The organism is Pseudomonas sp. R28(2017), assembly GCF_002112505.1.
Classification (GTDB): domain Bacteria; phylum Pseudomonadota; class Gammaproteobacteria; order Pseudomonadales; family Pseudomonadaceae; genus Aquipseudomonas.
Window position 1 is genome coordinate 1 of record NZ_NEHW01000026.1, and the last position, 20,386, is coordinate 20,386.

Sequence of the window (20,386 nt, forward strand, 5' to 3'; positions counted from 1 at the left end):
CGGCATGAAGGATTCCAAGGTGATCGTCGCGATCAACAAGGATGAAGAAGCGCCGATCTTCCAGGTGGCCGATTACGGCCTGGTCGCCGACCTGTTCGAGGCCGTTCCAGAGCTGGAAAAGCTGGTCTGATCCGCCAGCTTCACTTATAAAGAAGCCCGGCCCTCGCATCGAGGGCCGGGCTTTTTTGTTGTCGGGCAAGGAGTGAGGGATGGTGTTGCGCGAAGCGGGCAGGGTGCTGGCATGCATGGTGGCGCTGTTGTCGCCGGTGGTGATGGCGGCAGGCAAGTGCGAGCGACTGGTGGCCACGGGCAGCCCGGACGCACCGCCCTACGCCTGGCAGGACCCGAGCGATCCGAAACACCTGATCGGTGCCAATGTCGACCTGCTGCGCCAGGTGCTTGGCGAGCTGGGGGTGAACGTCGAGGTGCTCAGTGCCGGCCGGCGCGATCAGGCGCTGGAAGAGGTGCGCAGCGGGCGCATGGACCTGCTGATCGATACCCCCCTGCAAGTGGAGCAATTGACTGCGCTGGACTACATCCATCCGCCCTTGCAGCTCAATGAATACCTGGTCTGGACGCGCCATGACGCGACCCTGGAGGTCGACGGCCCGGCTGACCTGGCCAAGTATCAGGGCAGCCTGTCCGAGCGTGCGCGCCTGACCCCGGCATTCACCGCCTTTGCCAAGGCGCAGCTCAAGCTGGTGCCGGCGCAGAACCTCACCCAGGCCTTCCAGAAGCTGGTGCTGGGCCAGGTCGATTATGTGTTGGCCGGGCGCTACTCGGGCATGGCCATGGCCCAGAGCCTGGGCATGAGCAACAACCTCATCGCTCGCGGCTTGCCGGTGGACCGCCCCGGTCTGTATCTGGCCGTGTCGCACAATTCGGCCTGCAATGACGCGTGGTTGCGTGGGCAATTGGCGAAAAAGCTGACAGAATTGCCGATCTCCGGTGCGTCCGAAGCCGTGCTGCAGCGTAATGTCGAGCGTTGGAAAGCGCAGATGCAAGTGCAGGCGGACGCCCCAAAACATTAGGAAGAATGCGTGAGAACCCAATCCCTTATCCTGGCCGTGGCCATGCTCGGCCTGGCTGGCTGCGCCAACGACCCGGCGCCCAATGAGCAGATGCGAATTTCCGAGCAGGCGCTGGAGCAGGCCAAGGCAGTCGGTGCAACCGACCAGGTCGAGGCCCTGAAGCTGGCCGAAGACAAGTTCGCCCGGGCCAAGACCAACATGCTGACCGAGGACTACCGTGACGCGCGCATGCGCGCCGAGCAGGCCGAGCTGGACGCGCGCCTGGCCGAGGCCCAGGTGCTGAACCAGAAGAGCGAAGAGCAGCTTCAGCTGCTGCAGACGCGGGTCAAGCGCCTGCGCAAGCAACTGGAGGTGCAGCCATGATGCGCTTCAACGCCAAGGCTGTGGCACTGCTGGTGTTGCTGGCCGGTTTGCAGGGGTGTGCCAGCCAGCGCAGTTCGGCGGCGCTGGACGACGCCACTGCGGCCTTCCAGAAGGTCAAGGACGATGCCGATGTGCTGCGCAGCGCCCCGCGTGATGTGATCCGCGCCGGTGAGTCGCTGTCCCGCGCCGAGCGCCTGTCCAGCTACATCGGTACGGGCAGTGACGTGCGCCATTATGCCTACCTGAGCCAGCGCTACAGCGAGATTGCCAGCGAGCATGCCAAGCTGGCGCTGAACGAGGAGCGCCGGGCCAAGCTCGACCTCGAACGTCAGCGTCTGCAGTTGGCCCTGCGCGAGGCCAAGTTGGCCAGTGTGCAGCAGCAGGGTAAATGGGTGGAAAACCAGATTGCCGCGTTGGCTTCGGAGCAGGCTGACCGGGGCCTGGTGATGACCCTGAGTGACGTGCTGTTCGACACCGGCAGTGCCGACCTGAAGAATTCCGCCAGCCGCACCGTGCTCAAGCTGGTGCAGTTCCTTCAGCTCAACCCGCGTCGCGTGGTGCGGATCGAAGGCTATACCGACAGCACCGGCACGCCTGAGGACAACCTCAAGCTGTCGCGCGATCGTGCCCAGTCGGTGGCCGACATGCTGGTCGACCTGGGGATCAATGAAAAACGCCTGCAGGTCGAAGGCTATGGCGACCAGTATCCGATCGAGGCCAATGCCTCGGAGCGGGGCAGGGCGCAGAACCGCCGGGTCGAGATCGTCTTCTCGGACGACAAGGGCAAGCTCGCACCGGCCCGCTAAGGATCGGAAAACGGGGCCGCTTTGCGGCTCCGGGTTAATTGTTTAGACAGATGTCACACAACTCTGCTGTTGACTACCTTGCCATCTGTCCCAGTACACTTTGCAACTGTTACGGTATGCTCTACCGTCAGTGAGTCGTACAAGAACAACGAGCCCGCCCGCGTGCCGAGACTGCCCCATGACCAACCTGCTGTTGTACCAGCGTATCGCCCAGCAACTGGCCGATGACATCCGTCGCGGTGTCTACCAGCCAGGCGAACGCGTACCGTCTGTGCGCAAGATGAGCGCCCAGCTCAACGTCAGCCATGCCACGGTGTTGCAGGCCTACGCCAATCTCGAGGACCAGGGCCTGATCCGTGCCCGGCCGCAGTCGGGCTACTACGTGCACCAGACGCCCGCCCTGACCGCGCAGACGCCGGATATCGCCCGGGTCGAGCGCCCCGGCCTGGTCACCCGTGCCAGCATCATCCAGCAGGTATTGACCGAGGCGCGGCGCGATGGCGTGTTCCCGTTCGGCGCTGCCGTGCCGCACGTCGATTACCTGCCTGTGCGCGCGCTGCACCAGCAGATCGCCAAGGTCACCCGCTTTCACAGCCCGCGTGCCTTCAGCTACATGTTCAGCCCGGGTTTCGAGCCGCTGCGCCGGCAGATCGCCATCCGCATGCGCGATGCCGGCGTGCTGGTCGACCCGCGTGAGGTGATCGTCACCCATGGCTGTGTCGATGCCTTGCAAATGTCGCTGCGCGTGCTGACGCGCCCGGGTGACCTGATAGCGGCCGAGTCGCCGACCTATTACGGGCTCCTGCAGCTGGCTGACCTGCTGGGGCTGAAGGTGATCGAGATCCCCAGTGACCCGTCCACCGGCATCAGCCTCGAAGCCCTGCAGCTGGCCGCCAACCAGTGGTCGATCAAGGCGTTGGTGTTGACCACGCGCCTGAGCAACCCACTGGGCGGCACGGTGCCGGAAGAGCGGCAAAAGCAGTTGCTGCGCCTGGCGTCGGACTTCGATATCCAGATCATCGAAGACGACATCTATGGCGAGTTGATGTTCGAGCAGGGCAAGACCAAGGCGCTCAAGGCCTTCGACCGGCTGGACCGGGTCATCTATTGTTCGAGCTTTTCCAAGACGCTGTCGCCCGGGGTGCGGGTTGGCTGGATGGTAGCGGGGCGTTACCAGGATGAAATCCAGCGCCTGCAGACCTTCACCACCCACTCGGCGTGCAGCGTGACGCAGATGGGCGTGGCGGCGTACCTGGAAAACGGCGGCTACGACCGGCACCTGCGCTATATCCGCCAGGAGTATCGCAAGAACCTCAGTGCCTACCAGCTGGCGGTGCAGCAGCACTTCCCGGAGGGTACCCAGATGACCCGGCCAACCGGTGGCTTCATTCTCTGGGTCAGCCTGCCAGGGCGGGTCAATACCCAGGAGCTGCATGTGCGCGCGCTGGAGCAGGGTATCAGTATCGCGCCCGGGCTGATCTTCAGTAACACCGAGCAGTTCAACCACTGCATCCGGCTCAACTGCGGCATTCCCTGGAACAAGGAGGCCGAGCGGGCGGTCATCACGCTCGGGTTGCTGGCCCAGCAATTGTGCCGGGAATCGCAGCCCTCACTTTTGTAGGCTTGCCAGCGGCGGGCGGAACAGGGAGCATACGCACTTTTCCAGTCCCGCCTGTCTGTCGATGTCCATGAATCTGTTGCGATGTGCCGCCTTGATGATCTGTTTGGCCCCGTTCTGCCTGCCGTGTGGTGGGGCTCAGGCTGCGCAGCCTGCTGCCCATGTGCAGGCGGGGCATGACAAGGCCGCAGGCAAGGCGTCAGCAACACCGGCAGCCAAGGCCAAGGTGGCCAGTAAGGCCAAAGCCAAACCCAGGCCCAAGCCGGTCAGCAAGGCGATCACGCAACCGTTGCCCAAGGCCAGGCTCGACCTGAGCTTGCCGACCGACATGGTCAAGAACCTCGAGCCTGAAGTGGGCGATGCTTCGACACGCCGCAAACCTTTGCTGCCTGCCATGTTCACGGAAAAGCCGGAAACCAGCGACAGCCCCTTCCAGCTCAACGGTCGCTTGATCAGCAACGAGATGCAGCTGCAGCTGCGCAACGACAGCCGCCGCGATGTGGAAGGCGCAGCAATCGAATTCGAGTTCCGCAACTGAGCAGGGTCAACTGACTGCCGGGTCACGGCAGATTTCATCGGGCCAGCAATTTCAAACGCATGTTTGAGCGGTTACTATCCAGGGACGTTCGTCCCGTTTTGCTTCAGGGAGTCCTGATTTAGCCATGAATTGTCGTGAGGGCTGTGGTGCCTGCTGCATCGCCCCGTCCATCAGCTCGGCGATGCCGCGCATGCCTCAGGGCAAGCCGGCAGGCGAGCGCTGCCTGCACCTGACTGCGGAAAACCTCTGCGACCTGTTCGGCAAGCCCGAGCGGCCGGCGGTGTGTGGCGGTTTCAAGGCGGATGTCGAGGTGTGTGGCAATGACCGCGACGAGGCGATCAGGATTCTTGGCTGGTGGGAGCAGATAACGGCGGCGTGAAAGGCTGGATCTTCGACAACAAGGATAAACATGATGAGATCGTTCAAGCGTATTGCACTGCTGTGTGGCATGGGTGTCCTGCTGGCGCCGGCTGCCTGGGCTGAGAACTGGCAAGTGGCCAAGGACGAGGAGGGGATCAAGGTTTCGCTCAGTGAGGTGGCGGGCTCCAAGTACAAGGCCTACCAGGGCGTGACCCTGATCAAGGCGCCGCTGGCCAAGGTCCAGGCGCTGCAGGAAGACGTGGCAGGGGCGTGTGCCTGGATTCACGAGTGCAAATCGCAGAAGCTGCTCAAGCATGAAGGCGATCAGAGCTGGACCTACACCCAGTTCAATACGCCATGGCCGGTGACGCCGCGTGATTCGGTGTTGCACGTGACCACGGTCAAGGGCGCGGATGGCAGCTTGACGCGAAACCTCAAAGAAGAGCCGACGTACATTCCGGAAGAGAAGGGCTTTGTACGGGTGGCGAAGGTGGAAGGTTTCTGGAAGCTGGTGCCCAAGGGTGACAGTACCGAGGTGACTTACCAGGTGCACACCGAGCCTGGCGGCAGCGTGCCCTCGATGATCGCCAACAAGTTTGTGGTCGATTCGCCGTTCAATACCCTCAAGGCGCTGCGCGAGCGGGCCGAGAAGAACTGAGTTCGGCTCACCGGCAATAAAAAAAGGCTGCCCGAGGGCAGCCTTTTTGCGTTCGGCGCGCAGCGCTTACTTGCGGTCCTTCAGCTCGACGATGTCGCGCTGCAGCTCGCCGGTGTACAGCTGGCGAGGGCGGCCGATCTTGTACGGGCTGGAGAGCATTTCTTTCCAGTGCGAGATCCAGCCGACAGTACGTGCCAGGGCGAATATCACGGTGAACATGCTGGTCGGAATGCCGATCGCCTTGAGGATGATGCCCGAGTAGAAGTCGACGTTCGGGTACAGCGAGCGCTCGATGAAGTACGGATCGGTCAGGGCGATCTCTTCCAGGCGCATGGCCAGTTCCAGCTGTGGATCGTTCTTGATGCCCAGCTCGCCCAGGACTTCGTCGCAGGTCTTCTTCATCACGGTGGCGCGCGGGTCGCGGTTCTTGTAGACGCGGTGACCGAAGCCCATGAGCTTGAACGGGTCGTTCTTGTCCTTGGCCTTGGCGATGTACTTGTCGATGTTCGAGACATCGCCAATTTCATCGAGCATGGTCAGGACCGCTTCGTTCGCACCGCCGTGGGCCGGGCCCCACAGTGCGGCGATACCGGCAGCGATACAGGCGAACGGGTTGGCACCCGAGGAGCCTGCCAGGCGCACGGTGGAGGTGGAGGCGTTCTGCTCGTGGTCGGCGTGGAGGATGAAGATCCGGTCCATCGCCTTGGCCAGCACCGGGCTGATCGGTTTGATCTCGCACGGGGTGTTGAACATCATGTGCAGGAAGTTTTCCGCGTACGACAGGTCGTTGCGCGGATACATCATCGGCTGGCCCATGGAGTACTTGTAAACCATCGCGGCCAGGGTCGGCATCTTGGCGACCAGGCGCACCGCGGAGATTTCGCGGTGTTGCGGGTTATTGATGTCCAGGGAGTCGTGGTAGAACGCCGACAGGGCGCCGACCACACCGCACATCACCGCCATCGGGTGAGCGTCACGGCGGAAACCGTTGAAGAACGACTTCAGCTGCTCGTGAACCATGGTGTGGTTCTTCACGGTGCTGACGAACTGTGCCTTCTGCTCGGCATTCGGCAGTTCGCCGTTGAGCAGCAGGTAGCAGGTTTCCAGGTAGTCCGATTTCTCGGCGAGCTGTTCGATCGGGTAGCCGCGGTGCAGCAGCACGCCCTTGTCGCCGTCGATGTAGGTGATCTTCGACTCGCACGAGGCGGTTGCCATGAAACCAGGGTCGAAGGTGAAGTGACCAGTGGCCCCCAACCCGCGGACGTCGATTACATCAGGACCAACGGTGCCGGTTAAAATGGGCAGCTCGACGGGGGCAGCGCCCTCGATGACCAACTGCGCTTTTTTGTCAGCCATGTGGCCTCCTATTAATGCTTGAAATCATCAGACAGCCCCCCACGCAGGGCCCGCACCACTATAGAGAAGTAAATTCGAATGTCAATTTGCCTAAAGGCTGGTTGAAAGGCCCTCTGAAGCCTGATTTTTCTAGAATTTCTCGCCCATTTACGCCTTTTGCCCGCTAAAGGCAATCCGCTATTTGGGCTACCCCGTCACGTTGTCATAAGCAGCCTAACTGTCTATACTCGGCACCCGACTCCCAGGGGCTTGCAAGCCCGAACTGCTGGGGGTCGCCGTTCCCTGGGTGGTGGGTACCTGACCAGTACACTTACCAACAACTTTGCCCTGATTCGCTAGGGGCTCTTCAGTGTGAAAAAAGCCGTGAAAAGCCAACGACCTGTAAACCTAGACCTAAGGACCATCAAGCTTCCTGTCACTGCGTACACGTCCATTCTGCACCGTATCTCCGGCGTCATCCTGTTCCTCGGCCTTGCCATCATGCTTTATGCACTGGGCAAGTCGCTGGGTTCCGAGGAAGGCTTCGGTGAGGTGAAGGCGTGTCTGACCAGCCCGCTGGCCAAGTTCGTGACCTGGGGCCTGCTGTCCGCCCTGCTTTATCACCTCGTGGCAGGTGTACGCCACCTGATCATGGACATGGGTATCGGTGAGACGCTGGAAGGCGGCAAGCTGGGCTCGAAAATCGTGATCGTCATCTCCGTGGTGCTGATCGTTCTGGTGGGAGTTTGGGTATGGTAACCAATGTCACGAACCTGTCGCGTTCGGGCCTCTATGACTGGATGGCGCAGCGCGTATCGGCGGTCGTTCTCGCGGCTTACTTCATTTTCCTGATCGGCTACGTGGTCTGCCACCCAGGCATCGACTACACCCAGTGGCATGGTCTGTTCTCCAACAACGCGATGCGGATCTTCAGTCTGCTGGCCCTCGTTGCCCTGGGCGCTCACGCCTGGGTCGGCATGTGGACCATCGCCACCGACTACCTGACGCCGATGTCGTTCGGCAAGTCGGCGACTGCGATTCGTTTCCTGTTCCAGGCGGTATGCGGCGTTGCGATGTTCGCTTACTTCGTCTGGGGTGTGCAGATTCTCTGGGGTATCTGATCCATGGCTAGCATTCCAACCATTTCCTTCGACGCCATCATCATCGGTGGCGGCGGCGCCGGCATGCGCGCAGCGCTGCAGCTGGCCCAGGGCGGTCACAAGACTGCCGTAGTCACCAAGGTCTTCCCGACCCGTTCGCACACCGTATCCGCCCAGGGCGGCATCACCTGCGCCATCGCTTCGGCCGACCCGAACGACGACTGGCGCTGGCACATGTACGATACCGTCAAGGGTTCCGACTACATCGGTGACCAGGACGCTATCGAGTACATGTGTCAGGAAGGCCCGGCTGCGGTCTTCGAACTGGACCACATGGGTCTGCCGTTCTCGCGTACCGAAACCGGCCGTATCTACCAGCGTCCGTTCGGTGGCCAGTCCAAGGACTTCGGTAAAGGTGGCCAGGCTGCCCGTACCTGTGCCGCTTCCGACCGTACCGGTCACGCGCTGCTGCACACCCTGTACCAGGGCAACCTGAAGGCAGGCACCACCTTCCTCAACGAGTACTATGCCGTTGACCTGGTGAAGAACAAGGAAGGCGCTTTCGTCGGCGTGATCGCGATCTGCATCGAAACCGGCGAAACCATGTACATCAAGTCCAAGGCCACCGTTCTGGCCACGGGCGGTGCCGGTCGTATCTACGCCTCCACCACCAACGCCCTGATCAACACCGGTGACGGTATCGGCATGGCCCTGCGTGCTGGCGTGCCGGTGCAGGACATCGAAATGTGGCAGTTCCACCCGACCGGCATCGCCGGCGCCGGTGTACTGGTCACCGAAGGTTGCCGCGGTGAAGGTGGCTACCTGATCAACGCCCACGGCGAGCGCTTCATGGAGCGTTATGCGCCGAACGCTAAGGACCTGGCCGGCCGCGACGTGGTTGCCCGTTCCATGGTCAAGGAAATCATCGCCGGCAACGGCGTGGGCCCGAACAAGGACCACGTACTGCTGAAGCTGGACCACCTGGGCGAGGAAGTGCTGCACAGCCGCCTGCCAGGTATCTGCGAACTGTCCAAGACCTTCGCCCACGTCGACCCGGTCGTTGCGCCGGTTCCGGTCGTTCCAACCTGCCACTACATGATGGGCGGCGTTGCCACCAACATTCATGGCCAGGCCATCACCATGGACGAAGAAGGCAAGGATCACATCATCCCTGGCCTGTTCGCCGTAGGTGAAGTGGCGTGCGTATCGGTTCACGGTGCCAACCGCCTGGGCGGCAACTCGCTGCTCGACCTGGTGGTGTTCGGCCGTGCTGCCGGCCTGCACCTGGAGAAGGCACTGAGCGACGGCATCGAGCACCTCGACGCCAGCGACACCGACATCGACGTTGCCCTGAGCCGCCTGAACAAGCTCAACGAGCGCTCCACTGGCGAAGACGTTGCCAGCCTCAAGCGCGAGCTGCAAAGCTGCATGCAGAACTACTTCGGTGTGTTCCGTACCGGCGAATACATGCTCAAGGGTATCGAGCAGCTGGCCGGCCTGCGTGAGCGCATCGCCAACGTCAAGATCAACGACAAGTCCCAGGCCTTCAACACCGCGCGTATCGAAGCGCTGGAGCTGCAGAACCTGCTGGAAGTCGCCGAAGCTACCGCCATTGCGGCCGAAGCCCGTAAAGAGTCCCGCGGCGCGCACGCCCGTGAAGACTTCGAAGACCGTGACGACGAAAACTGGCTGTGCCACACCCTGTACTACCCGGGTGAGAAGCGCGTCGCCAAGCGTGGCGTCAACTTTGCGCCGAAGACTGTTCCAGCCTTCGAACCAAAAGTCCGGACTTACTAAGGGTGGCTGCTATGTTGAAAGTCGAAGTTTATCGTTACAACCCGGACACCGACTCGGCGCCCAAGATGGAGTCGTTCGACGTCGATACCGGCGGCAAGGACCTGATGGTGCTGGACGTGCTGGCGCTGATCAAGGAGAAGGACGAAGGCTTCTCGTACCGTCGCTCCTGCCGTGAAGGCGTTTGCGGTTCCGATGGCATGAACATGAACGGCAAGAACGGCCTGGCCTGCATCACCCCGCTGTCGGGCGTGGTCAAGGGCAACAAGCTGGTTCTGCGTCCGCTGCCAGGCCTGCCGGTCATTCGTGACCTGGTGGTCGACATGAGCATCTTCTACAAGCAGTACGAGAAGGTGAAGCCATTCCTGCAGAACGACACGCCGGCTCCGGCCATCGAGCGTCTGCAGTCGCCGGAAGACCGCGACAAGCTGGACGGTCTGTACGAGTGCATCCTGTGCGCTTGCTGCTCGACCTCCTGCCCGTCGTTCTGGTGGAACCCAGACAAGTTCCTGGGCCCGGCCGCGCTGCTGCAGGCCTACCGCTTCCTGGCCGACAGCCGTGACACCAAGACCCAGGAGCGCCTGGCGTCCCTGGATGACCCGTTCAGCGTATTCCGCTGCCGCGGGATCATGAACTGCGTCAACGTTTGCCCGAAGGGTCTGAACCCGACCAAGGCGATCGGCCACGTACGTAACATGCTGCTGCAAAGCGGCACCTGATTCAAAACGTTGTAACTGCAGTAAGCCGAGGTGCGGGTGGTGAGCCCGCACTGAGGTAAAACCTGAGCAAGGGCCCACAAAGCCCGCGCTCGATACCTATGAAGATATGAGACCAGCAGGGGCTTTCCGGGCTGGTACCCGGAAAATCAGCAGGATCCAAGTGGCGTGGTTCAGTCGCTTTATTCGGACTTTTCCAGGTTTGCTGTGGCGCTTGCCGATCAGTCCCCTAACCGAGGGTGACCAAGCATGCAAGAAAGCGTGATGCAGCGCATGTGGGATAGCGCCCACCTTTCAGGTGGTAACGCTGCATATGTGGAAGAGCTCTACGAGCTCTACCTGCACGACCCTAACGCTGTGCCAGAAGAGTGGCGCACTTACTTCCAGAAGTTGCCAGCCGACGGCAGCACCGCTACCGATGTATCGCACTCGACGATCCGCGACCATTTCGTACTGCTGGCAAAGAACCAGCGCCGCGCCCAACCGGTTTCCGCCGGGAGCGTGAGCACAGAACACGAGAAGAAGCAGGTTGAAGTTCTGCGACTGATCCAGGCCTATCGTATGCGCGGCCATCAGGCTGCCAAGCTCGACCCGTTGGGGTTGTGGCAGCGACCTGCGCCTGTAGACCTGTCGATCAATCACTACGGCTTGACCAATGCCGATCTTGATACGACCTTCCGTGCCGGCGACCTGTTCATCGGCAAAGAGGAGGCGAGCCTACGCGAGATCTTCGAGGCACTCCAGAAGACATATTGTCGCACCATTGGCGCCGAGTTCACCCACATCGTCGATTCCGAGCAGCGCAGCTGGTTCCAGCAGCGCCTGGAAAGCGTGCGCGGCCGTCCGGAATTCTCGGCTGACGTGCAGACGCACCTGCTCGAGCGCGTGACCGCCGGCGAAGGCCTGGAGAAGTACCTGGGCACCAAGTACCCGGGCACCAAGCGTTTCGGCCTCGAGGGTGGCGAAAGCCTGATCCCGATGCTGGACGAGATGATCCAGCGCTCCGGCTCCTATGGCACCAAGGAAGTCGTGATCGGCATGGCCCACCGCGGCCGTCTGAACGTGCTGGTCAACACCTTCGGCAAGAACCCGCGCGAGCTGTTCGACGAGTTCGAAGGCAAGAAGATGAACGAGCTGGGCTCCGGTGACGTGAAGTATCACCAGGGCTTCTCCTCCAACGTGATGACCCCCGGTGGCGAAGTTCACCTGGCCATGGCGTTCAACCCGTCCCACCTGGAAATCGTCTCGCCAGTGGTGGAAGGTTCGGTGCGCGCCCGTCAGGACCGTCGCAACGACACCGTGGGTGACAAGGTTCTGCCGATCTCGATCCACGGCGACGCTGCATTCGCCGGTCAGGGCGTGGTCATGGAAACCTTCCAGATGTCGCAGACCCGCGGTTTCAAGACCGGCGGCACCGTGCACATCGTGATCAACAACCAGGTCGGTTTCACCATCAGCAACCCGCTGGACGCTCGCTCCACCGAGTACGCCACCGACGTCGCCAAGATGATTCAGGCGCCGATCCTGCACGTCAACGGTGACGATCCGGAAGCCGTGCTGTTCGTGACCCAGCTGGCTGTCGACTACCGCATGCAGTTCAAGCGTGACGTGGTCATCGACCTGGTCTGCTACCGTCGCCGCGGCCACAACGAGGCCGACGAGCCGAACGGCACCCAGCCTTTGATGTACCAGCAGATCACCAAGCAGCGCACGACTCGTGAGTTGTACGCTGAGGCGCTGATCCAGGCCGGTCGCATCGATGCCGAGCGCGCCCAGGCCAAGATCGACGAGTACCGCAACGCCCTGGACAACGGCCTGCACGTGGTGAAGAGCCTGGTCAAGGAGCCGAACCGCGAGCTGTTCGTCGACTGGCGTCCGTACCTGGGCCATGCCTGGACCGCGCGTCACGACACACGTTTCGACCTCAAGACCCTGCAGGACCTGTCGGCCAAGCTGCTGGAACTGCCAGAAGGTTTCGTCGTTCAGCGTCAGGTCGCGAAGATCTACGAAGACCGCCAGAAGATGCAGGCCGGTGGCTTGCCGATCAACTGGGGTTATGCAGAGACCATGGCGTACGCCACCCTGCAGTTCGAAGGTCACCCGATCCGCATGACCGGTCAGGACATCGGCCGTGGCACCTTCTCGCACCGTCACGCGGTGCTGCACAACCAGAAGGACGCCAGCACCTACGTACCGCTGAAGAACCTGTTCCCGGGCCAGCCGCGTTTCGACCTGTACGACTCCTTCCTCTCGGAAGAAGCGGTACTGGCGTTCGAATACGGCTACTCGACCACCACGCCGAACGCGCTGGTGATCTGGGAAGCCCAGTTCGGCGACTTCGCCAACGGTGCCCAGGTGGTGATCGACCAGTTCATCACCAGCGGCGAGCACAAGTGGGGCCGCCTGTGCGGTCTGACCATGCTGCTGCCACACGGTTATGAAGGGCAGGGCCCGGAGCACTCCTCCGCGCGCCTGGAGCGTTACCTGCAACTGTGCGCCGAGCACAACATCCAGGTCTGCGTACCGACCACGCCGGCACAGATCTACCACCTGCTGCGTCGCCAGGTGATTCGCCCGCTGCGCAAGCCGCTGGTGGTCCTGACGCCGAAGTCGCTGCTGCGCCACAAGCTGGCCATCTCGACCCTGGAAGACCTGGCAGAAGGCTCGTTCCAGACCGTGATCCCGGAAATCGACAGCCTCGATCCGGCCAAGGTCGAACGCCTGGTGCTGTGCAGCGGCAAGGTCTACTACGACCTGCTGGAAAAACGCCGTGCCGAAGGCCGCGAAGATATTGCCATCGTGCGTATCGAGCAGCTGTATCCGTTCCCTGAGGACGACCTGGTCGAAATCCTCGCGCCTTACACCAACCTCAAAGCTGCGGTCTGGTGTCAGGAAGAGCCGATGAACCAGGGCGCCTGGTACAGCAGCCAGCACCACATGCGCCGTATCCTGGGCCGCCACAACAAGGCACTGGTCCTGGAATACGCCGGCCGCGACGCTTCCGCCGCGCCAGCCTGTGGTTACGCATCGAAGCACGCCGAGCAGCAGGAAAAACTGCTGCAAGACGCCTTCACTGTTTAATGCCTTCGCGCACCTGAAACCGAATTTAAGGAAACACAGATAATGGCTATCGAGATCAAAGCCCCAACCTTCCCGGAATCGGTTGCCGATGGCACCGTTGCCACCTGGCACAAGCAGCCGGGCGACGCCGTCAAGCGTGACGAGCTGATCGTCGACATCGAGACCGACAAGGTCGTCCTGGAAGTGCTGGCCACCGCCGACGGCGTGCTGGGCGCGATCGTCAAGGGCGAGGGCGACACCGTCCTGTCCGACGAAGTGCTGGGTTCGATCGTTGATGGTGGTGCCGCCGCCGCCGCTCCAGCTGCCGCCCCGGCCGCTGCTGCTCCAGCTGCCGCTGCTGCCGACGCTGGCGAAGACGACCCGATCGCAGCTCCAGCCGCGCGCAAGCTGGCTGAAGAGAGCGGTATCGACCTGGCCACCGTTGCCGGCACCGGCAAGGGTGGTCGCATCACCAAGGAAGACGTCGTCGCCGCCGTCGCCAACAAGAAATCGGCTCCAGCGCCGGCTGCCAAGCCTGCCGCCGCCGCTGCTGCTGCCCCGGTTGTCGTTGCCGCTGGCGACCGCACCGAGAAGCGCGTGCCGATGACCCGCCTGCGTGCCAAGATCGCCGAGCGTCTGGTCGAAGCCCAGTCGAACATGGCGATGCTGACCACCTTCAACGAAGTCGACATGACCGAAGTCATGGCCCTGCGTTCGAAGTACAAGGACCTGTTCGAGAAGACCCACAACGGCGTACGCCTGGGCTTCATGTCGTTCTTCGTCAAGGCCGCCACCGAAGCGCTGAAGCGCTTCCCGGCTGTCAACGCCTCGATCGACGGCAACGACATCGTCTACCACGGCTTCGCCGACGTCGGCGTTGCCGTGTCCAGCGACCGTGGCCTGGTGGTTCCGGTGCTGCGTAACGCCGAGTCGATGAGCCTGGCTGAAATCGAGAACGGCATCGCCACCTTCGGCAAGAAAGCCCGTGACGGCAAGCTGGCCATCGAAGAGATGACCGGTGGCACCTTCACCATCACCAACGGCGGTACCTTCGGCTCGATGATGTCTACGCCGATCGTCAACCCGCCGCAGGCCGCGATTCTCGGCATGCACAACATCATCCAGCGTCCGATGGCCATCAACGGCCAGGTGGTTATCCGCCCGATGATGTACCTGGCACTGTCCTACGATCACCGCCTGATCGATGGCAAGGAAGCGGTAACCTTCCTGGTCACCATCAAGAACCTGCTGGAAGATCCGTCTCGCCTGCTGCTGGACATCTAACCCTCTGGCTGCGTACCGTGCCGGCCCTGGCTTCGCGAGAAGCCATGCCGCGCGGTCCGCGGCCTGTAGCTTGTAGCTGATAAGGAATCTTTTATGACCCAGAAATTCGACGTAGTGGTAATCGGTGCAGGTCCTGGCGGCTATGTTGCTGCCATCAAGGCCGCACAACTTGGTCTGAAGACTGCCTGTATCGAGAAGTACACCGACGCCGAGGGCAAGCTGGCCCTGGGCGGCACCTGCCTGAACGTAGGCTGCATTCCGTCCAAGGCGCTGCTGGACAGCTCCTGGAAGTACAAGGAAGCCAAAGAGAGCTTCAACGTCCACGGTATCTCCACTGGCGAAGTGAAGATGGACGTCGCCGCGATGGTTGGCCGCAAGGCTGGCATCGTCAAGAACCTGACCGGTGGCGTTGCCACCCTGTTCAAGGCCAACGGCGTTACCTCGATCCAGGGCCACGGCAAACTGCTGGCTGGCAAGAAGGTCGAAGTCACCAAGGCTGACGGCACCACCGAAGTCATCGAAGCCGAGAACGTGATCCTCGCTTCCGGCTCGCGCCCGATCGACATTCCGCCAGCTCCGGTCGACCAGAACGTCATCGTCGACTCCACCGGCGCCCTGGAATTCCAGACCGTGCCTAAGCGCCTGGGCGTGATCGGTGCTGGCGTGATCGGCCTGGAGCTGGGCTCGGTATGGGCCCGCCTGGGTGCTGAAGTCACCGTCCTGGAAGCCCTGGACACCTTCCTGATGGCTGCCGACACCGCCGTGTCGAAAGAAGCCCAGAAGACCCTGACCAAGCAAGGCCTGGACATCAAGCTGGGCGCTCGCGTCACCGGCTCGAAAGTCAACGGCAACGAAGTCGAAGTGACCTACACCAACGCCGAAGGCGAGCAGAAGATCACCTTCGACAAGCTGATCGTCGCGGTCGGCCGTCGTCCGGTGACCACTGATCTGCTGGCTGCCGACAGCGGCGTGACCATCGACGAGCGTGGCTACATCTTCGTCGATGACTACTGCGCTACCAGCGTACCGGGCGTCTACGCCATCGGTGACGTGGTGCGTGGCATGATGCTGGCGCACAAGGCCTCGGAAGAGGGCATCATGGTCGTCGAGCGCATCAAGGGCCACAAGGCCCAGATGAACTACGACCTGATCCCGTCGGTTATCTACACCCACCCGGAGATCGCGTGGGTCGGCAAGACCGAACAAGCCTTGAAGGCCGAGGGTGTTGAGGTTAACGTAGGCACCTTCCCGTTCGCGGCCAGCGGCCGTGCGATGGCAGCCAACGACACCGGTGGTTTCGTCAAGGTCATCGCCGATGCCAAGACCGACCGCGTCCTGGGTGTTCACGTGATTGGCCCATCGGCTGCCGAACTGGTGCAGCAGGGCGCAATCGCAATGGAATTCGGCACCAGTGCCGAGGACCTGGGCATGATGGTCTTCAGCCATCCAACCCTGTCCGAAGCGCTGCATGAAGCAGCGCTGGCAGTGAATGGCGGCGCCATTCACGTGGCCAACCGTAAGAAGCGTTAATTATAAGAAACCACGGCGGGCTGCCCGTCGTGAGTCTTGCGTGCATGACTCACCGCGGAACGTCCGCCGGACCGGACTACACGGGAAAACCCGGGGTCAATGGTCACAGGTGGTGCGGCGCCAGCAATGGCGCAGCGCCGAAGCGCAGTACCTAACGAAGACGGTAAAAAGCATGAATCTTCACGAGTATCAGGGTAAGCAGCTGTTCGCTGAATACGGCCTGCCAGTTTCCAAGGGTTTCGCTGTCGATACCCCTGAGCAAGCGGCTGAAGCCTGCGACAAGATCGGCGGTTCGGAGTGGGTCGTAAAGGCTCAGGTCCACGCCGGTGGTCGCGGTAAAGCGGGCGGCGTCAAGCTGGTTCGCAGCAAGGAAGACGCCAAGGCGTTCGCTGCGCAGTGGTTGGGCAAGAATCTGGTGACTTACCAGACTGACGCCAACGGTCAACCAGTCTCCAAGATCCTGGTCGAGTCCTGCACTGACATCGCCAAAGAGCTGTACCTGGGCGCTGTAGTGGACCGTTCGAGCCGCCGTATCGTGTTCATGGCTTCCACCGAAGGTGGCGTGGACATCGAGAAGGTCGCTCACGAAACTCCTGAGAAGATCCTCAAGGCTACCATCGACCCACTGGTTGGCGCTCAGCCGTTCCAGGGTCGTGAGCTGGCGTTCCAGCTGGGTCTGGAAGGCAAGCAAGTTCAACAGTTCGCCAAGATCTTCGTTGGCCTGGCCAAGCTGTTCAAGGATCACGATCTGGCCCTGCTGGAAGTGAACCCGCTGGTGATCAAGGCCGACGGCGACCTGCACTGCCTCGATGCCAAGATCAACATCGACGCCAACGCCATGTACCGTCAGCCTAAGCTGAAGACCTTCCACGACCCGTCGCAGGACGACGCCCGTGAAGCCCACGCTGCCAAGTTCGAACTGAACTACGTTGCCCTCGAAGGCAACATCGGCTGCATGGTCAACGGTGCCGGCCTGGCCATGGGTACCATGGACATCGTCAACCTGCACGGCGGCAAGCCAGCCAACTTCCTCGACGTGGGCGGCGGCGCTACCAAAGAGCGCGTTACCGAAGCGTTCAAGATCATTCTGTCCGACAGCAATGTCGCGGCCGTTCTGGTCAACATCTTCGGCGGCATCGTTCGCTGCGACATGATTGCCGAAGGCATCATCGGTGCAGTGAAAGAAGTCGGCGTAAAAGTGCCGGTTGTTGTTCGCCTTGAAGGTAACAACGCCGAACTGGGCGCTAAAGTACTGGCAGAAAGCGGTTTGAACATCATTGCGGCAACCAGCCTGACCGACGCTGCTCAACAAGTTGTCAAAGCTGCGGAGGGCAAGTAATGAGCGTCCTGATCAATAAAGACACCAAAGTCATCTGCCAGGGCTTCACCGGCTCGCAGGGCACTTTCCACTCCGAACAAGCCATCGCCTACGGCACCAAGATGGTTGGCGGCGTTACGCCAGGCAAGGGTGGCACCACCCACCTGGGCCTGCCAGTGTTCAACACTGTGAAAGAAGCCGTGGAAGCCACCGGCGCTGACGCTTCGGTCATCTACGTTCCGGCTCCTTTCTGCAAGGACTCGATCCTGGAAGCAGCCTTCGGCGGCATCAAGCTGATCGTCTGCATCACCGAAGGCATTCCTACCCTGGACATGCTGGATGCCAAGGTCAAGTGCGACGAGCTGGGCGTGACCCTGATCGGCCCTAACTGCCCAGGCGTCATCACCCCGGGCGAGTGCAAGATCGGTATCATGCCAGGCCACATCCACCTGCCAGGCAAGGTCGGTATCGTTTCGCGCTCCGGCACCCTGACCTACGAAGCGGTCAAGCAGACCACCGACGCCGGCTTCGGCCAGTCGACCTGCGTGGGCATCGGCGGCGACCCGATCCCGGGCTCCAACTTCATCGACATCCTGAAGCTGTTCCAGGAAGACCCGAAGACCGAAGCGATCGTCATGATCGGTGAGATCGGCGGTTCGGCTGAAGAAGAAGCGGCGGCCTACATCAAGGCCAACGTCACCAAGCCAGTCGTTTCCTACATCGCCGGTGTTACTGCACCAGCGGGCAAGCGCATGGGCCACGCTGGCGCCATCATCTCCGGCGGCAAGGGCACTGCGGACGAGAAGTTCGCCGCGCTGCAGGACGCTGGTGTGAAGACCGTGCGTTCCCTGGCTGACATCGGCAAGGCCCTGGCCGAGCTGACCGGCTGGGAAGCCAAGAAGTAATACCTGCTACACCCCCCACGCGCACAGAGGCCACCTTCGGGTGGCCTTTGTCGTTTTCGGGTTGTTGTTTTCCTGCACTGGCCTCTTCGCGGGCAAGCCCGCTCCCACAGAGACCGCACTACCTTGAAGGCTATGCAATTCCTGTGGGAGCGGGCTTGCCCGCGAAGAGGCCGGTACAGGCAAAGTGAAGTATTCGATAGGTTTGATAGGAATTTTCGCGCAGACGAAAGTTTCAATACGGCGATAATTCCTGCTGTCTCCGGTCACACAGACGACAAACATGTACGCACATCGGACAAGCAGCACTGTATCAGTGCGTTTACCGGGTAAAACGGTTAATCTACGCGTTCACTCTGTGCCCGTACCCCAAAAGGGAACGACACGCTAAACGGGTCTGGCCTATCAAGCCGGGCAGCATTTCCCCTCATCCAAAGGGAAATCCCCTCTCGAATCCCGATTTCAGCAGTGTGGTACTACCTTAAATGAAAGTTCTCAAAGGCCAGGATATCCTGGCGCTTGGCTTTATGACGTTTGCGCTTTTCGTAGGCGCCGGCAACATCATCTTCCCGCCTATCGTCGGTCTGCAGTCTGGCCCGCACGTATGGATGGCGGCCCTGGGCTTCCTGGTGACTGCCGTGGGCCTGCCGGTCATCACCGTGGTCGCCCTGGCCAAGGTCGGTGGCGGCATGGATGCCCTGAGCAGCCCGATCGGCAAGTTCTTCGGCGGCCTGCTGGCGGCCGTGTGCTACCTGTCGGTGGGCCCGTTGTTCGCGACGCCGCGCACCGCGACCGTATCGTTCGAAGTGGGTGTGGCACCGCTGACTGGTGAAAGCCCGACGGCGCTGTTCATCTACAGCCTGGTGTACTTCGCCGTGGTACTGGCCGTGTCCATGTACCCCGGCAAGCTGCTCGACACCGTTGGCCGCTTCCTCGCGCCGTTGAAAATCATCGCCCTGGCGGTGCTGGGCATCGCTGCCTTCGCCCTGCCAGCCGGGACCATCGGTGAAGCCCAGCCGGCCTATGCCGCTGCTGCCTTCTCCAAGGGCTTCTCCGACGGCTACCTGACCATGGACACCCTTGGTGCCCTGGTATTCGGTATCGTCATCGTCAACGCCATCCGCTCGCGCGGTGTCGAGTCGCCGAAGCTGATCACCCGCTATGCCATCATTGCTGGCCTGATCGCCGGCGTCGGCCTGGCCCTGGTGTATATCAGCCTGTTCCGCCTGGGTGCCGGCAGCCACGAGATCGCCGCCGGTGCCAGCAACGGTGCCGCCGTTCTGCACGCCTACGTGCAGCACACCTTCGGCTCGCTGGGCAGCGGCTTCCTCGCCGTGCTGATCGCCCTGGCGTGCCTGGTGACGGCCGTTGGCCTGACCTGCGCCTGTGCCGAATACTTCAGCCAGATCCTGCCGCTGTCGTACCGTGCGCTGGTGGTGATCCTGGCAGGCTTCTCGCTGCTGATCTCCAACCTGGGCCTGACCAAGCTGATCATGTTCTCGATCCCGGTGCTGACCGCCATCTACCCGCCGTGCATCGTGGTGGTGGGCCTGAGCTTCGTCAAGGACCTGTGGCATTCGCCAACCCGCATCCTGGCTCCGGTGATGCTGGTGTCGCTGGTGTTCGGTATCGTCGATGCGATCAAGGGCAGCGACATTGCCCATGTGCTGCCGGACGTGCTGGCACACCTGCCACTGAGCGACCAAGGCCTGGCCTGGCTGGTGCCTTCGGTGGTGACGCTGGTTGGCGCCGTGGCCTGTGACCGCATGCTCGGCAAGCCGCGCGAAGCGTTGGCCTGATGGCACAAGGCGAAGCCTGAGGGCGGCACCGGCCACAAGCCGTAGGGTGCACGCCAAAGGTGGAGGCTCGAAAGCCCCGCATCTGAAAGGATGCGGGGCTTTTTCGTTTCAGTGTGTGCCTTTTGCCACTTGTAGGCGTCGAAACCCGGTCACTATTCTTTGTGCACCTGGCCC

18 protein-coding genes and 1 pseudogene are annotated in these 20,386 nt (G+C 61.7%); 18 read left to right on the forward strand and 1 reads right to left on the reverse strand.

Annotated elements, in window-relative coordinates:
* The 8 genes and pseudogenes from CAF78_RS27015 to CAF78_RS27050 all read left to right on the forward strand — a co-directional run.
* Nucleotides 1–130, forward strand: a pseudogene (locus tag CAF78_RS27015) (electron transfer flavoprotein subunit alpha); the annotation flags it as partial.
* Between the two features lie 79 nt (nucleotides 131–209).
* Nucleotides 210–1,031 (forward strand): ABC transporter substrate-binding protein, encoded by an 822-nt coding sequence (locus CAF78_RS27020; protein WP_085673056.1) that lies wholly within the window; start codon nucleotides 210–212, stop codon nucleotides 1,029–1,031.
* A gap of 9 nt (nucleotides 1,032–1,040) precedes the next feature.
* Nucleotides 1,041–1,394 carry a DUF4398 domain-containing protein gene (locus tag CAF78_RS27025; RefSeq protein WP_085673058.1) on the forward strand — a complete coding sequence of 118 codons (354 nt, stop codon included), beginning with the start codon at nucleotides 1,041–1,043 and terminating at the stop codon, nucleotides 1,392–1,394.
* Nucleotides 1,394–2,200: an OmpA family protein gene (locus tag CAF78_RS27030; RefSeq protein ID WP_371856924.1), complete on the forward strand. Its 807-nt coding sequence runs from the start codon at nucleotides 1,394–1,396 to the stop codon at nucleotides 2,198–2,200. The genes CAF78_RS27025 and CAF78_RS27030 overlap by 1 nt, the downstream gene beginning before the upstream one ends.
* Before the next feature lie 178 nt (nucleotides 2,201–2,378).
* The gene (locus CAF78_RS27035) at nucleotides 2,379–3,821 is read left to right on the forward strand and encodes a PLP-dependent aminotransferase family protein (protein ID WP_085673062.1); all 1,443 of its coding nucleotides are present in this window, start codon (nucleotides 2,379–2,381) and stop codon (nucleotides 3,819–3,821) included.
* A 67-nt stretch (nucleotides 3,822–3,888) separates the two neighbouring features.
* Nucleotides 3,889–4,356 (forward strand): hypothetical protein, encoded by a 468-nt coding sequence (locus CAF78_RS27040; RefSeq protein ID WP_085673125.1) that lies wholly within the window; start codon nucleotides 3,889–3,891, stop codon nucleotides 4,354–4,356.
* Between the two features lie 124 nt (nucleotides 4,357–4,480).
* Nucleotides 4,481–4,735 (forward strand): YkgJ family cysteine cluster protein, encoded by a 255-nt coding sequence (locus CAF78_RS27045; protein ID WP_085673064.1) that lies wholly within the window; start codon nucleotides 4,481–4,483, stop codon nucleotides 4,733–4,735.
* Between the two features lie 33 nt (nucleotides 4,736–4,768).
* Nucleotides 4,769–5,374, forward strand: a complete 606-nt coding sequence (locus CAF78_RS27050; protein ID WP_085673066.1) for an START domain-containing protein — start codon at nucleotides 4,769–4,771, stop codon at nucleotides 5,372–5,374.
* A 66-nt stretch (nucleotides 5,375–5,440) separates the two neighbouring features.
* Here CAF78_RS27050 and gltA read toward each other — a convergent pair whose 3' ends face one another.
* Complete coding sequence (gene gltA, locus CAF78_RS27055; RefSeq protein WP_054899921.1) at nucleotides 5,441–6,730, reverse strand: citrate synthase; 1,290 nt, start codon at nucleotides 6,728–6,730, stop codon at nucleotides 5,441–5,443.
* Between the two features lie 351 nt (nucleotides 6,731–7,081).
* On the opposite strand from gltA, the gene sdhC reads away from it, so the two are divergent.
* The 10 genes from sdhC (at nucleotide 7,082) to brnQ (ending at nucleotide 20,212) form a co-directional block, all read left to right on the forward strand.
* On the forward strand, nucleotides 7,082–7,468 hold the full coding sequence (sdhC, locus tag CAF78_RS27060; RefSeq protein ID WP_012315350.1) for a succinate dehydrogenase, cytochrome b556 subunit: 387 nt from the start codon (nucleotides 7,082–7,084) through the stop codon (nucleotides 7,466–7,468).
* On the forward strand, nucleotides 7,462–7,830 hold the full coding sequence (gene sdhD, locus CAF78_RS27065) for a succinate dehydrogenase, hydrophobic membrane anchor protein (RefSeq protein ID WP_027921320.1): 369 nt from the start codon (nucleotides 7,462–7,464) through the stop codon (nucleotides 7,828–7,830). The genes sdhC and sdhD overlap by 7 nt, the downstream gene beginning before the upstream one ends.
* Before the next feature lie 3 nt (nucleotides 7,831–7,833).
* A complete protein-coding gene (gene sdhA, locus CAF78_RS27070) occupies nucleotides 7,834–9,606 on the forward strand; it encodes a succinate dehydrogenase flavoprotein subunit (protein WP_027921321.1) in 1,773 nt (590 codons plus the stop codon).
* A gap of 11 nt (nucleotides 9,607–9,617) precedes the next feature.
* Nucleotides 9,618–10,322 carry a succinate dehydrogenase iron-sulfur subunit gene (locus tag CAF78_RS27075; protein ID WP_012315348.1) on the forward strand — a complete coding sequence of 235 codons (705 nt, stop codon included), beginning with the start codon at nucleotides 9,618–9,620 and terminating at the stop codon, nucleotides 10,320–10,322.
* 246 nt (nucleotides 10,323–10,568) lie between these two features.
* The gene (locus tag CAF78_RS27080) at nucleotides 10,569–13,400 is read left to right on the forward strand and encodes a 2-oxoglutarate dehydrogenase E1 component (protein ID WP_085673068.1); all 2,832 of its coding nucleotides are present in this window, start codon (nucleotides 10,569–10,571) and stop codon (nucleotides 13,398–13,400) included.
* A 42-nt stretch (nucleotides 13,401–13,442) separates the two neighbouring features.
* The gene (gene odhB / locus CAF78_RS27085; RefSeq protein ID WP_085673070.1) at nucleotides 13,443–14,663 is read left to right on the forward strand and encodes a 2-oxoglutarate dehydrogenase complex dihydrolipoyllysine-residue succinyltransferase; all 1,221 of its coding nucleotides are present in this window, start codon (nucleotides 13,443–13,445) and stop codon (nucleotides 14,661–14,663) included.
* A 93-nt stretch (nucleotides 14,664–14,756) separates the two neighbouring features.
* Nucleotides 14,757–16,193 carry a dihydrolipoyl dehydrogenase gene (lpdA, locus tag CAF78_RS27090; RefSeq protein WP_085673072.1) on the forward strand — a complete coding sequence of 479 codons (1,437 nt, stop codon included), beginning with the start codon at nucleotides 14,757–14,759 and terminating at the stop codon, nucleotides 16,191–16,193.
* A gap of 172 nt (nucleotides 16,194–16,365) precedes the next feature.
* A complete protein-coding gene (gene sucC, locus CAF78_RS27095; RefSeq protein WP_011534748.1) occupies nucleotides 16,366–17,532 on the forward strand; it encodes an ADP-forming succinate--CoA ligase subunit beta in 1,167 nt (388 codons plus the stop codon).
* Nucleotides 17,532–18,416: a succinate--CoA ligase subunit alpha gene (sucD, locus tag CAF78_RS27100; RefSeq protein WP_016393102.1), complete on the forward strand. Its 885-nt coding sequence runs from the start codon at nucleotides 17,532–17,534 to the stop codon at nucleotides 18,414–18,416. The genes sucC and sucD overlap by 1 nt, the downstream gene beginning before the upstream one ends.
* Before the next feature lie 482 nt (nucleotides 18,417–18,898).
* Entirely contained in the window at nucleotides 18,899–20,212 is a 1,314-nt protein-coding gene (gene brnQ / locus CAF78_RS27105) for a branched-chain amino acid transport system II carrier protein (RefSeq protein WP_085673074.1), read from the forward strand.
* Nucleotides 20,213–20,386: the final 174 nt, after the last annotated feature.